The following is a 13,279-nucleotide window of genomic DNA, read 5'->3' on the forward strand; positions in this document are numbered from 1 at the left end:
ACCGCCCACTGAGGAGGCACAGATCATGGGGGATCTAGCAATAGATTTCTGTGGGGAATGGTACGAACCGTCGGACGAGGACGTCTTCGACATCGGACGCGAAGGGGATCTGGAAGTTGACGACAACCCCTACCTGCACCGCCGGTTCCTGCAAATTGCGCGCTACGACGGCATGTGGTGGCTCAGCAACGTTGGCAGCATGTTGTCGGCGACCATTGCGGACGGTTCAGGCGGGATGCAGGCATGGTTGTCACCGGGCGCGAGGATCCCTTTGGTCTTCAGCCATACGAACGTCATCTTTACGGCCGGACCCACCACGTATGAGTTCGCCGTCCATCTGAAGACTCCGTCCTTCCGCCATGAAGCCCGCGACGAAGACCAAGCCGGCGACACCACCATAGGCCCGGTGGTCTTCACCGATTCCCAAAAGGCGCTCATCGTCGCGCTGGCCGAACCCATGTTGCGACGCGACGGCACTGGCTTCAGCGCCATACCGTCGTCCGCCGAAGCGGCCAAGCGGCTCGGGTGGGCCCTGACCCGCTTCAACCGCAAGCTGGACAACGTATGCGACAAACTGGACCGCGTTGGCGTAGTGGGTCTGCGCGGAGGCGCCGGAAAGCTCGCCACCAACCGCCGTGCACGCTTGGTGGAGCACGCCGTGACGTCACACCTGGTGACCGCGGCCGACCTGCATCTCCTTGAAACCATGACTGGAGTCGACGAAGGATGAAGTTCCGCCTGACCTTGCGGCGTGACCCTGCGGAAGCAAAGGACCTCGCCGTCACGGTGGACGGCCGTGCCACCGTCGCTGACATTGCCACCGAACTTTGGGCTGCCGACCCCGCACGCAAGGGGACCGAACCGCCGTCGAACCTGTCCATCAGCGTGGACGAAGCATTCGTTGGCGGCGGCCTTTCCGGCCACATCCTGAGGCCAACGGACAACCTGTTGGAGTCCGGGCTCCGGCCCGGCTCGAAAGTCTCGCTCGCCCAGGTGAGCGAACAGTTCGCCTCTAATGGCCACTCCGGCGGCACCAACCGGGGGCCGGCAGCGGCGACCTTGCGCGTGATGTCAGGACCCGACGTCGGGCGCGAATTTTCGCTGCCATTCGGCACCAGCTACATCGGCAGGGACCGGGACGCGGACATCCGCCTGTCCGACCCACTGACGTCAAAGCGCCATGCGCGCGTCACCGTGGGCGAGACCGTGGAGATCGTGGACACGAACTCGGCAAACGGCCTCCTCATGGACGGGCTGCCCGTGACACGGGCCACGCTTGAATCGTCGGACACGGTGACGCTCGGAGACACTACGGTGGGCGTCGTCGCGCTGTCACGCAACCACGGCGGAGGTCCTTCCTCGCCGTTGGTGGACTTCAACCGTTCACCCCGCGTGCTGCCAAGGTTCGAATCGCCCAAGCGGGTACCGCCGGCCGGTCCCAAGCGTCCGGAGCACCAACCGTTCCCGTACATCATGCTGGTAGCGCCGCTCCTGATGGGCGGAGTGCTGTTCGCCGTCACCCAGAACCTGCTGTCCGTGCTCTTCATGGCCATGATGCCGCTGTTCATTGTGGGCCACTACGTTGACCACAAGATGCAAGGCAAGCGCCAAGCCAAGGAAGGCCACAAGCAATTCAAAGCCGCCATGCTGGCCTTCCGGGAGGACATCGACAAGCAACAGAACATTGAGCGTGCCGTCAGGCTCCAGGAAGCGCCCTCCGTCAGCGATACCGTCGATGCGATCTACAAACTTGGTCCGCTCCTCTGGACCAACCGGCCCGAGCACCAGCACTTCATGGGCGTCCGTTTTGGGCTGGGGTCCGCGCCTTCGCGCATACCCTTTGATGAGCCCGGCGCCAACGAAACCGAACCCCAGTACATGCGCGAGATCCAGGAGTGCCTGCAGCAGGTCCGTGTTATTGAAGGCGTACCGATCGTGTCGCAGCTGCGTACTTCAGGTTCCTTCGGTGTGGCAGGGGACCGCAGCGTGGTGGATGACGTTGCCCGGGGCATGGTGCTCCAGTTGGTGGCCCTTCACTCGCCGGCTGAGGTTGTCCTCACGGCCCTGACCTCGGCACGTTCCCGCGAACGCTGGGACTGGTTGCAGTGGCTCCCGCACGTAGGATCAGGCCACAGCCCCTTGTCCGGCGACCATTTGGCAGCCGGCCCCGGGGCCGGTGCCGCTTTGTTGTCGCGCCTGGAAAACCTCGTGGAAGAACGCGAATCGCAGGCCAAGGAGCCGGGCCCGCAGCTGCGGTCGGGGCTCAAGGACGAGCATGAAGAGCTCCCCGGCCCCGTAGTGCCCGCCGTCTTGGTCATCGTGGAGGACGACGCCCCCGTAGACCGCGGACGCCTCACCCGGCTGGTGGAGCGCGGCCCCGATTACGGGGTTCATATCATGTGGGTTGCCGCCAACGTGCAGTCGCTTCCGGCCGCGTGCCGCGACTTCCTCTCCGTCGACGGCGACCACGGCACCACCACCGGCCAGGTCCGCCTGGGACGCCACACGTACCCGGTGAGTTGCGAGAGCCTCGACGCAGGCCTCGCCACGCAACTGGCGCGCATGATGTCGCCATTGGTGGACGTTGGGAACCCGCTCGACGACGACTCCGACCTCCCGCGGGCCGTCTCCTATGCCACGTTGATTGGCAAGGAACTGATGGACAACCCGCAGGCGGTTGCCGAGCGCTGGCAGGAGAACAACTCGGTCCACGCCACCGCGGTGCCCAACCGCAAGGACAATGGCAGCCTCCGCGCTTTGGTGGGTTCCAAGGGCGTGGAGCCGTTCTACCTGGACCTCAAGAATGAGGGACCCCACGCTTTGGTGGGCGGGACGACAGGTGCCGGTAAGTCCGAGTTCCTGCAGTCCTGGGTGATGGGCATGGCCGCGGCCTACAGCCCGGACCGCGTCAGCTTCCTCTTTGTGGACTACAAGGGCGGTGCGGCCTTTGCCGACTGCCTGCACCTGCCGCACACCGTGGGCCTCGTGACGGACTTGTCCCCGCACCTCGTGCGCCGTGCGCTGACCTCCCTGCGGGCCGAGCTGCACTACCGCGAACGTCTCCTGAACCGGAAGAAGGCCAAGGACCTGCTGGCACTGCAGCGTGAAGCCGATCCGGAAGCACCGCCGTACCTCATCATCATCGTGGACGAGTTCGCGGCCTTGGCTACTGAAGTTCCCGAGTTCGTCGATGGCGTGGTGGACGTCGCTGCCCGTGGCCGTTCACTCGGCCTGCACCTGATCCTCGCCACCCAGCGGCCCGCCGGTGTCATTAAGGACAACCTGCGCGCCAACACCAACCTCCGCGTCGCCTTGCGAATGGCCGACGAAGTGGATGCGGTGGACATCCTGGGCGTTCCGACAGCCGCCTACTTTGATCCGTCCATTCCCGGCCGCGGTGCAGCAAAGACAGGTCCGGGCCGCATCCAAGGCTTCCAGACCGGTTACGCCGGCGGCTGGACTACGGACAAGCCCCAGCGGCCGCGGATCGACATTGTGGAGATGGCCTTCGGGTCCGGCCCCACCTGGGAACCGCCGCTGGTGGCCCAGGTGGAGGAAGAGCCCGCCGGGCCCAACGACATTGCCAGGATGACCGGGAACATCATCCGGGCAGCTGACGTCCTGTCCATCGCCCCTCCCCGGAAGCCATGGCTCAACGAACTGGCCACCACATATGACTTCTCCAAGCTCCCCAACCCGCGCACCGACGAGCGGCTGCTGCTGGGCGTAGCTGACGACCCCGCCCACCAGGACCAACCCACGGTGTTCTACGAACCGGACAAGGACGGCAACATGGCCGTCTACGGTACGGGCGGATCCGGAAAGTCCGCCGCGCTGCGAAGCATCGCCATCGCCGCTGCGGTTACCCCACGTGGTGGGCCGGTGCACGTGTACGGCATCGATTGTGGTTCGTCCGGATTGAAGATGCTTGACGGGCTTCCGCACGTTGGCGAAATCATCAACGGTGACGACGTGGAGCGCGTGGGCCGTCTGTTGCGCTGGCTGAAGGAAGTAGCGGACGACCGGGCGGCACGTTTCGCCGAGGTCCGCGCCTCCACCATCGTCGAATACCGGCAGCTGGCCAACCGGCCGGACGAGAAACGCATCTTCATCCTGGTGGACGGCATGTCCTCCTTCCGCGAAGGATACGAGTACAGCAAGTTGTCGGCGTTGTGGGATATCTTCCTGACGCTGGCCACCGACGGCCGTCCCTTGGGCATCCACCTGGTAGTGAGCGGGGACCGCACCAACTCCGTTCCGGCGTCGCTCCTGGCCTCCATCCAGAAGCGGCTGGTCCTGCGCCTCAGTTCCGAAGACGACTACATGACCCTCGATGTCCCCAAGGATGTCCTCAACGCTGCGTCGCCTCCCGGGCGTGGCTTGCTGGACGGACTCGAAGTCCAGCTCGCCGTGCTGGGTGGCAACTCGAACCTGGCGCTCCAGGCCCGTGAAGTGGCTAAGCTCAGCCAGGCAATGGTGCGCCAGGGCCTGGAGCAGGCACCGCAGATCCAGCGCCTTCCGGAGCTGGTGGACCTGGACATCCTGCCCACAGGCGCCCCGGACAACCCTGTGATAGGTGTCGACGACGAGACGCTGGGTTCGGCAGCCATCGCCGCCAAGGGTTCGCTCCTCCTCGCGGGACCTCCGGGCGCTGGACGCACCGTTGCGCTGGTGACGCTTGCCTACGCCCTGCGACGCTCCAACCCGCGGACGGACCTCATCTACATCGGATCGCGTCGCTCTGCCGTTGCGTCGTTGAACATCTGGAGCCGTTCCTTGGTGGGGCCGGACGAGGTTTCGGACGTGGTGGATGACCTGATCGACAAAGCGTCGGACAACCCGGGGACCATGGCCATTTTCATCGAGGGCCTCACCGAGTTCACCGACACGCTGGCCGAGTCGGGCGTGGGACGGTTGGTCACGGCGGCCATCAAGGCCGACCAATGGGTGGTGGGCGAGTCCGAAACATCCACCTGGTCGCAGGCCTGGTCCCTTGCCCAGCCGTTCAAGTCCGGACGCCGTGGGCTGCTGCTTAACCCCGGAGACGTGGAAGGCGACAGCCTCCTCAACACGTCCTTGGGCCGCATCAGCACCGACTTCATTCCGGGCCGTGGATACATCGTGGGACGTGGAAAGGTACGCAAGCTCCAAATCGCCATGCCGCCGGAGAACCGCAGCTAGGATTTGCCGGGATGCAGGAGGATGTAGGAGGATTTCGGGAAACACCCGAACTTCCTGAATACTGCGGGCGCCCCAACGCCCCAGCTGAGGTTACTTTCATGCGACACTCCGTTGTCCCTGCCGTTCTGTTGGCCGCTGGCCTGATCCTGGCGCCCGCTGCCGCCGCCCAAGCCGCTCCGTGCGACGGGAAGTTCTCCTGCGCGCCCACCGAGGGCGCCGACGACCCGTTGCCGACCCAGCCCGGGCTGGCCCCGGAAGCAGACAAGAAGCCTGCGCCCAAGCCGGAACCGACCCGCGTTCGGGAAACGGAGGCAGCACTGGAACCGGCGGCACCGGCGCCCAAGGTGGAAGCGCCACGACCCGTGGTGACCCAGGCCCCGGTAACTGTGGCACCGCAGCCGGCCGGTCCGGCGTCGAACTCTTCCGAACCGATCCCGAGTGCTGAGACCTCGGCAGCGTCAGCGACGCCGTCGGCCTCTCCGAGCGCGAGCCCCACCTCGGCCAGCCCCAGCCCTTCCAAGTCCTCCAACTGGAATACCCCCGTGGACAAAGGCCAGGAGACCCAGGCCGCCATGATGGCATCGAACTCATTCACAGGGCCGAACATGCTGGGTCTGTTCGGCATCCTGGGTGCGGTATTGCTGGTGGGATTGGGCGGACTGGCGTTTGCGCTGTGGAGCAAGAACCGCCTCTCGTCGCACTAGCAGCGCTTTAATGTCTGCCGCTTGCGGCAAGATAGACCTGTGAGCACACCAGAGAATCCGGATCCGGTCGACACCACAACCCAGGACGCCGCAGCGGCCATCGTTGCTGACGAGGGAACACCTCCGTCGGAAACGCTGCGTGACGAGTATGAGCAATTGGCGGACCTCGTACGCAAGTACCGTTACGCGTACTACCAGGAGGACTCGCCCACGGTATCGGACGCTGAGTTCGATGAACTGTACCGGCGCCTGGAAGAGCTGGAAGCGCTCCACCCGGAGCTCGTCTCCAACGATTCCCCCACGCAGGAAGTAGGCGGTGAGGTTTCCTCGGCGTTTGCCGCGGTGGAGCACCTGCAGCGGATGTACAGCCTTGACGACGTCTTCTCGCTGGATGAGCTCGAAGCCTGGGTCCGCAAGGCCGAAGCCTCCGTTGCTAAGCTGGGCGACTCCGTCCCGGCCATCGCATGGCTGACCGAGCTGAAGATTGACGGCCTGGCCGTGAACCTCCTTTACCGTGACGGCAAACTGGTCCGCGCTGCCACCCGAGGCGATGGCACCACGGGGGAGGACATCACCCATAACGTCCTCACCATCAAGGAAATCCCGCGGGAGCTCAGCGGATCCGGCTACCCTTCGGAAGTGGAAATTCGGGGCGAGGTGTTTATTCCCTCCAAGGCCTTCCTCGAGTTCAATGAGACCCTCGTCGCCGCGGGTAAAGCGCCGCTCGCCAACCCCCGCAATGCTGCGGCAGGTTCGCTGCGCCAGAAAGACCCTGCGGAAACGGCCAAGCGCCCGCTCAGCATGTTTGTGCACGGCATCGGTGCCCGTGAAGGTCTGAATGCCAAGAGCCAATCGGAAACGTACAAGCTTCTTGAGCAGTGGGGGCTTCCCGTCAGCCCGTACCTCAAGGTCCTGGACTCGTTCGACGATGTCCTGAAGTTCATTGCCGACTACGGTGAGCGCCGGCACAAACTCCTGCACGAGATCGATGGCATCGTGGTCAAGATCGATGACTTTGCCACGCAGCGCGCGCTTGGTTACACGTCCCGCGTCCCCAGGTGGGCCGCGGCGTACAAGTACCCGCCGGAAGAAGTCCACACCAAGCTCCTGGACATCGCCGTCAATGTTGGCCGCACGGGGCGCGTGACGCCGTTCGGCTTGATGGAGCCTGTGAAGGTTGCCGGATCCACCGTGGGAATGGCCACGCTGCACAACCAGGATGTGGTCAAGGCCAAGGGCGTGATGATCGGCGACATCGTGATTCTCCGCAAGGCCGGTGATGTTATTCCAGAGATCGTAGGCCCCGTGCTCGCCCTGCGGGACAAGCAGGATCCGCCGGTCCGTGAATTCGTGATGCCCACGGAATGCCCTTCCTGTGGCACCCCCTTGGCGCCGGCCAAGGAAAGCGATGTGGATATCCGTTGCCCCAATGCCAAGTCGTGCCCCTCACAGTTGCGGGAGCGCGTGTTCCACGTAGCCAGCAGGGGTGCGTTCGATATCGAAGCACTGGGCTGGGAAGCAGCGGTTGCGCTGACCCAACCGGCGGAACCGGAAACGCCGCCGCTGACCAGCGAAGCCCGGCTGTTCAGCCTGACCCGCGAGGACCTGGCGGATGTCCTGATTCGCCGGGAGAAGCGTTCGAAGGGCGTGGGCACGGGCGAGTACGAACTCGTTCCGTACTTCTACACCAAGGGAACGGCCAAGTCCCCGTCCAAGCCGACGGCCACCACCGAGAAGTTGTTTGCTGAGCTGGAGAAAGCCAAGAAGCAGCCGCTCTGGCGTGTGCTGGTGGCGCTCTCCATCCGGCATGTGGGCCCCACCGCGTCCCGGGCCTTGGCCACTGCGTTCGGCAGCATGGACGCCATCCGCAACGCCACGGAGGAGCAAATGGCGCATGTGGATGGCGTGGGCCCCACCATTGCGGTGGCCCTGAAGGAATGGTTCGCAGTGGACTGGCACAACGAGATCGTGGACAGCTGGGCGGCTGCTGGTGTCCGAATGGAGGACGAGCGCGATACCTCGATGCCGCGAACACTCGAAGGCCTTACGGTGGTGGTCACCGGCACGCTCCCTAACTTCAGCCGCGACGAAGCGAAGGAAGCCATCATCATCCGCGGTGGGAAGGCCTCCGGATCCGTCTCCAAGAACACCAGCTACCTGGTGGCCGGTGAAAGCGCCGGGACCAAGCTGGACAAGGCGGAGCAACTGGGCGTTCCGGTGCTGGACGAGGACGGCTTCCGCGAGCTCCTTGCCAACGGACCGGCAAAGACGGACGCGGAACCGGAAGCAGCACCCGAAGAACCGGCAGCGGAGGCAGAATCCGAATGACGGATCCGTTGGAACTGCTTGCTGTCGCCAAACGAGCCGCTGCGGCGGGAGCCGCGGTGCTGTCGCAGCGTTCTACCAGTGGAACAGCCGGCGATGGTTTGGACACCACGAACAAGGGCGAGGCCGGGGACTGGGTCACAGCCTTCGACGTCGCCGCGGAAAACGCCGTTCGTGAAGCAATTACTGCTGAACGGGGGAAGGACAGCATCACGGGGGAGGAGCACGGGACTACCCGCCCGGACCAACCTTCCGGCTACCGTTGGTCCATCGATCCACTGGACGGGACCACCAATTTCATCCGCAACATCGTCTACTACGCGACGTCCGTCGCTGTGGCGGATTCCGACGGCGTGTGGCTGGCCGGCGTGGTTCACGCACCAGCGCTGGGACGCGTCTATTCCGCTGCTCGGGGCCACGGTGCCTGGCTCGAAACTGCCGGAGAGACAACGCGCCTTGCCGGCCCGGTCCCCGGAAGGACCGGACTCATCCTGGCCACCGGCTTTAGCTACGATCCCGCCACCCGGGCCGATCAGTCAGCTGGGCTCGCTGAACTCATGGACGGCTTTGCGGACGTCCGGCGGCTGGGCTCTGCTGCTTTGGACCTCTGCCTGGTGGCGGACGGTACCTTCGACGCATACGGCGAACGCGGACTCAACGAGCATGACTTCTCCGCCGGTGCCTTGATCGCTGAAGAAGCAGGCTGCTGGGTGCGTAGGCCACGGCTGGAAAGTCCCCTTGACGGCGGGCCCAGCACAGAGGATCGCCTGGCTGCCTGGATGTGCGCCGGTGCCTTGGAACTGTCCGGCAAATTCCCGCTGTGACAACCATCCAGTGATCAGGACGCTCGCCATCGCCAACTACCGGTCCATCCGGGACCTCGCGATGGAATTGCACGGACTGGACATTGTCACGGGCGCCAATGGCAGCGGGAAGTCTTCGCTGTACCGCGCCCTGCGGCTGCTGGCCGAATGCGCAGGGGGCGATTCCGGAAACGTCGTGGGTTCCCTTGCCCGGGACGGTGGATTGTCGTCCACGCTGTGGGCCGGGCCGGAGACCATCAGCGAGGCAATGCGCCGCGGTGATGTTCCCCTCCAAGGAACCGTCCGGCGGGAGTCGGTCAACCTGAAACTGGGCTACTCCGGTGACGGGTTCGGCTACTTGGTGGACCTCGGCATGCCGGTGTCCAGCGGCTCCGGCTTTGACGCGGAGACCGGGAAAACGCAGCCCTCCGCTTTCAGCCTGGATCCGGAGATCAAACGGGAGCAGATCTTCTCCGGACCGGTAGCCAGGCCGGGCTCATTGCTGGTTGACCGCAAAGGGGCCCTCGCCAGGCTGCGCGGTCCGGACGGTGAGTGGACGGAACTCTCCCGGCGTTTGGACACCTACCAGAGCATGCTGACTGAGGTCTCGGACCAGGACCGGGCCCCGGAAGTCCTGCGGGTCCGCGATTCCGTGCGATCCTGGCGGTTCTACGATCATTTCCGAACGGATGCCGAAGCTCCCGCGCGGCAGGCCCAAATAGGTACCCGCACCCCTGTTCTGCACCACAGCGGCAGGGACCTGGCGGCCGCCCTCCAGACGCTGCGCGAGGTGGGCTTCGAACGGCAGCTTGACGCCGCCGTCGATCATGCTTTTCCCGGAAGTCGGCTGGGGATCTCCGTCAGCGATGGCCGTTTCAGCGTGGAGCTGCGGCAGCCTGGCATGCTGCGGCCAATGAAGGCCGCCGAGCTTTCGGACGGGACGCTTCGCTTCCTCCTGCTCACAGCTGCGTTACTGACTCCAAGGCCTCCCGAACTCATGGTGCTCAACGAACCCGAGACAAGCCTCCACGTCGATCTGATGCCGGCACTGGCTGGACTCATTGTCCAGGCCAGTGCCAACAGCCAGATGATCGTGGTGACCCACTCCGAGGCCTTGCTCAAAGCACTGCGGGAGAGCGGGTCGGCACATGAGCATGAGCTCTACAAGGACCTCGGCGAAACCAGGATCAAGGGCCTGGGATCGCTGGAAGGTCCGTTATGGAGCTGGCCCAAGCGCTGATCGACGGTCAGAACGCCGATCCGATGGACGTGAGTTGCTGAGCGCTGGAACCGGCGAAGCGGTTCTCAGGGCGGGCAAGCCCATAGTGTCCGCGCAGCGTGGAGGCGGTGTATTCGGTACGGAAAAGGCCACGCTGCTGGAGAATCGGCACCACGTGGTCCACGAAGGTCTCCAGGCCCGAGGGAAGGACCGGCGGCATGATGTTGAAGCCGTCGGCGGCGCCGGCAAAGAACCAATCCTGGATGGCGTCCGCAACCTGCTCTGGCGTTCCGGAGAAGGTACGATGGCCACGTCCGCCGCCCAAGCGACCGATCAGCTGCCGCACCGTGAGCTGCTCGCGTCGCGCCAGTTCCACGATCAGCGTGTAGCGGCTCTTAGCACCCTCAATTTCATCTTCGGAGGGCAGGTCTGCAGGCAACTGCCGGTCCAACGGAAGGTCCTCAGGCTTCAGGCGCAGGGTCTTGGCCAGCTGTTCGCGGGCATACTCCGGCTTGATCAGCTCGTCCAGCTCACGCTCAAGCTTCAAGGCCTCGGCCTCGGTGGAACCGATCACCGGGACGATGCCCGGCAGGATCTTGATGCCCTCGGGGTCCCGGCCCACTGCGGCGGTGCGGGCCTTCAGGTCACCGTAGAACGCCTGGGCGTCGGCCAGGGTCTGGTGCGCGGTGAACACAGCTTCTGCGTACTGTGCGGCCAGCTTCTTGCCGTCCTCAGAGGATCCTGCCTGCACTATCAAGGGATGGCCCTGCGGTGAACGCGGAACGTTCAGCGGACCGCGGACACGGAAGTGCTTGCCTTGGTGGTCGATGGCCCGGATCTTGTTGTCGTCGCCCCACACACCCTCGGCCTTGTCGGCCAGTACGGCGTCGTCTTCCCAGCTGTCCCAGAGCTTCTGGGCCACGTCGATGAACTCGGCCGCCCGTTCATAGCGGACAGCGTGGGCCGGCTGGTCATCCACGCCGAAGTTCCGCGCGGCGTCCGGTCCCGCCGTCGTGACGACATTCCAACCGGCGCGGCCGCCGCTGACCCAGTCCACCGACGCGAAGCGGCGTGCCAGGTTGAAGGGGTCGTTGTAGGTGGTTGACGCCGTGGCGATCAGTCCGATCTTCTGCGTGGCCGCCGCGATGGCGGTCAGCAGGACCGTTGGCTCCAGTTTGCCGGCGGGACGGCGTCCCACCTCGCCGAACAGGACCGGGGAGTCGGCGAAGAAGATGGAGTCGAGCTTTCCGCGCTCGGCGGTGCGGGCGAGGTGCTGGTAGTGCTCCACTTTGGTGGAGGACAGGGGGTCGCTTTCCGGGAGCCGCCACGAAGCTTCGTGGTGCCCTGTGCTCATGAGGAAGGCGTTGAGGTGGAGGTGGCGCTGTGGTTCGGACATGATTTCTCCTTGGGTGGCAATTAAGGTGGGGCGGTAGGGATTCAGGCGGCTGCGTGGACGCCAAGGGCGGCGAGCAGTTCGCCCCTCAGCGAGTAATGGTCGACGCCGGCTCCGGCCGCGCGCTCCAGGGCGACACGACCGTCCTGGAGGACGATGACGCGATCCGCGAGCGTGATGGCCTCGTCAACGTCGTGGGTGACCAGCAGGACCGCAGGCTGATGGGCGGCTACGAGTTCCTTCAGGAGCGCGTGCATTTTCAGGCGGGTCAGGGCATCAAGGGCCCCGAAGGGCTCGTCGGCCAGGAGCAGACGCGGCTCGCGCACCAAGGACCTCGCCAGGGCAACACGCTGTTGCTCGCCGCCGGACAGCTCGTGCGGCCACGCCTTTTCACGGCCGGCGAGTCCCACTTCGGCGAGGGCGCGTCGGCCGCGGGCGTCGGCGTCGTGGTCCCTGAGGCCCAAGGTGACGTTGCCCAAGACGCTGTCCCATGGCAGAAGCCGGGAGTCTTGGAACACCACCGAGACCTGTTCGGGGACTTTAACCACTCCGCTGCCGCGGACATCGCGGTCCAAGCCCGCCAGTGCGCGCAGCAGCGTGCTCTTGCCGCAGCCGCTGGGGCCCAGGAGGGCCACGAACTCGCCGGGGGCGATGTCGAGGTCGACGCCGTTCAGGACACCTTTCGGCCCGAAGCTGCGAATGAGGCCGCGGACGGAAACCTCGTAGGAAGGCGGCGTGCCTAGCCCGCCAGTGTTCGTTGCCATGACAAGGCCTTTCGTTCCAGGAGCCGGACGGCGGCGTCGGAGAGCAGTCCCAGGACGCCGTACACGGCCAGGCCCAGGACGATGATGTTGGTTTGGCCGTAGGTGCGGGCGAGCTCCATCATGTAGCCGATGCCACTGGTGGAATTGATCTGTTCCACCACTACCAAGGACACCCACGCGCCTGTGACGGCAAACCGCAGGCCCAGGAAGAACCCCGGCAATGCCCCGGGAAGAACCACTCGGCGAATGAAACCGGCCCGGCTCAGGCCAACGGTCTGTGCCAGTTCCACGTAGCGGAGATCGATGCCGCGCAGTCCGGCGTGCGTTTGGAGGTAGATCGGGACGAACACACCCAATGTGATGGTGAGGACTTTCATGGTTTCGTCGATGCCGAACCAGAGGATAAGCAATGGGATGAGCGCCAACCCGGGGATGGCACGCTTGATCTGCACAGGACCATCGATCAGGGACTCACCCACACGGCTCAGCCCGGACAGGACCGCCAGGACAGCACCCACAACGATTCCGAAGAACAGGCCCAGACCGGCACGCTGTGCAGAGATCGCGAGGTTCTCCTGGAGCCGGCCATCCGCGATCAGTTCCCCCGCCGTGGAAACTACGGTCCACGGCTCGGACAGGATGCGGGGGTCCAACAGGCCTGTGGCGGAGGCTGCCACCCACAACAGGATCAGCGCGGCAGGGCCAACCAGACCGGCAAAACGGCGTCGTCGGCCAGGTCCCAGGCGGCGGCTGCTCGGCCGGATGTCCGGCCTAGTGGAGAGGTTCGGATCAAGATGGGGCTCGACGACGGTACCCGGGTGGGTGCCGTGGCCGCCCCCGAACGGGGGAGCGGTGACCGTGGTCGAGCGTCGGGCAGCAGTGGTGGTCAT

Annotated in this window: 9 protein-coding genes; 6 read left to right on the forward strand and 3 right to left on the reverse strand. The window is 65.1% G+C overall.

Translation table 11 applies throughout. From position 1 onward, the window contains the following. Positions 1-25: 25 nt before the first annotated feature. The 6 genes from ACR30Z_RS19525 to ACR30Z_RS19550 all read left to right on the forward strand — a co-directional run bounded on the left by ACR30Z_RS19525 (position 26) and on the right by ACR30Z_RS19550 (position 10,253). Positions 26-730 (forward strand): hypothetical protein, encoded by a 705-nt coding sequence (locus ACR30Z_RS19525; RefSeq protein ID WP_144652058.1) that lies wholly within the window; start codon positions 26-28, stop codon positions 728-730. Then, positions 727-5,181 (forward strand): FtsK/SpoIIIE domain-containing protein, encoded by a 4,455-nt coding sequence (locus ACR30Z_RS19530; RefSeq protein WP_434374338.1) that lies wholly within the window; start codon positions 727-729, stop codon positions 5,179-5,181. Before ACR30Z_RS19525 ends, ACR30Z_RS19530 begins: the two co-directional genes overlap by 4 nt. Before the next feature lie 98 nt (positions 5,182-5,279). Further along, a complete protein-coding gene (locus ACR30Z_RS19535) occupies positions 5,280-5,885 on the forward strand; it encodes a hypothetical protein (protein WP_434374339.1) in 606 nt (201 codons plus the stop codon). Positions 5,886-5,924: 39 nt separating this feature from the next. Continuing rightward, complete coding sequence (ligA, locus tag ACR30Z_RS19540) at positions 5,925-8,213, forward strand: NAD-dependent DNA ligase LigA (protein WP_144652061.1); 2,289 nt, start codon at positions 5,925-5,927, stop codon at positions 8,211-8,213. Then, the gene (locus ACR30Z_RS19545) at positions 8,210-9,034 is read left to right on the forward strand and encodes an inositol monophosphatase family protein (protein WP_434374340.1); all 825 of its coding nucleotides are present in this window, start codon (positions 8,210-8,212) and stop codon (positions 9,032-9,034) included. The genes ligA and ACR30Z_RS19545 overlap by 4 nt, the downstream gene beginning before the upstream one ends. Before the next feature lie 10 nt (positions 9,035-9,044). Then, positions 9,045-10,253 carry an AAA family ATPase gene (locus ACR30Z_RS19550; RefSeq protein ID WP_434374341.1) on the forward strand — a complete coding sequence of 403 codons (1,209 nt, stop codon included), beginning with the start codon at positions 9,045-9,047 and terminating at the stop codon, positions 10,251-10,253. Between the two features lie 7 nt (positions 10,254-10,260). Here the strand turns inward: ACR30Z_RS19550 and ACR30Z_RS19555 are convergent, their stop codons facing one another. Genes ACR30Z_RS19555 through ACR30Z_RS19565 form a run of 3 tightly spaced genes read right to left on the reverse strand, consistent with a single transcriptional unit; the run spans position 10,261 to position 13,279 of the window. After that, on the reverse strand, positions 10,261-11,628 hold the full coding sequence (locus ACR30Z_RS19555; protein WP_434374342.1) for an LLM class flavin-dependent oxidoreductase: 1,368 nt from the start codon (positions 11,626-11,628) through the stop codon (positions 10,261-10,263). Positions 11,629-11,669: 41 nt separating this feature from the next. After that, on the reverse strand, positions 11,670-12,389 hold the full coding sequence (locus tag ACR30Z_RS19560) for an ABC transporter ATP-binding protein (RefSeq protein WP_434374343.1): 720 nt from the start codon (positions 12,387-12,389) through the stop codon (positions 11,670-11,672). Beyond that, positions 12,365-13,279, reverse strand: a complete 915-nt coding sequence (locus tag ACR30Z_RS19565; RefSeq protein ID WP_144652065.1) for an ABC transporter permease — start codon at positions 13,277-13,279, stop codon at positions 12,365-12,367. Before ACR30Z_RS19565 ends, ACR30Z_RS19560 begins: the two co-directional genes overlap by 25 nt.

It is taken from the genome of Paenarthrobacter sp. FR1, from assembly GCF_051106045.1.
Lineage (GTDB): Bacteria > Actinomycetota > Actinomycetes > Actinomycetales > Micrococcaceae > Arthrobacter > Arthrobacter nitroguajacolicus_A.

Excerpts from the sequence above, each read along its gene's own strand:
- ACR30Z_RS19525 (WP_144652058.1), top strand. The coding sequence starts at position 26 with ATGGGGGATCTAGCAATAGATTTCTGTGGGGAATGGTACGAACCGTCG.
- ACR30Z_RS19530 (WP_434374338.1), top strand. The coding sequence starts at position 727 with ATGAAGTTCCGCCTGACCTTGCGGCGTGACCCTGCGGAAGCAAAGGAC.
- ACR30Z_RS19545 (WP_434374340.1), top strand. The coding sequence starts at position 8,210 with ATGACGGATCCGTTGGAACTGCTTGCTGTCGCCAAACGAGCCGCTGCG.
- ACR30Z_RS19560 (WP_434374343.1), bottom strand. The coding sequence starts at position 12,389 with ATGGCAACGAACACTGGCGGGCTAGGCACGCCGCCTTCCTACGAGGTT.
- ACR30Z_RS19555 (WP_434374342.1), bottom strand. The coding sequence starts at position 11,628 with ATGTCCGAACCACAGCGCCACCTCCACCTCAACGCCTTCCTCATGAGC.
- ACR30Z_RS19565 (WP_144652065.1), bottom strand. The coding sequence starts at position 13,279 with ATGACCACCACTGCTGCCCGACGCTCGACCACGGTCACCGCTCCCCCG.
- ACR30Z_RS19535 (WP_434374339.1), top strand. The coding sequence starts at position 5,280 with ATGCGACACTCCGTTGTCCCTGCCGTTCTGTTGGCCGCTGGCCTGATC.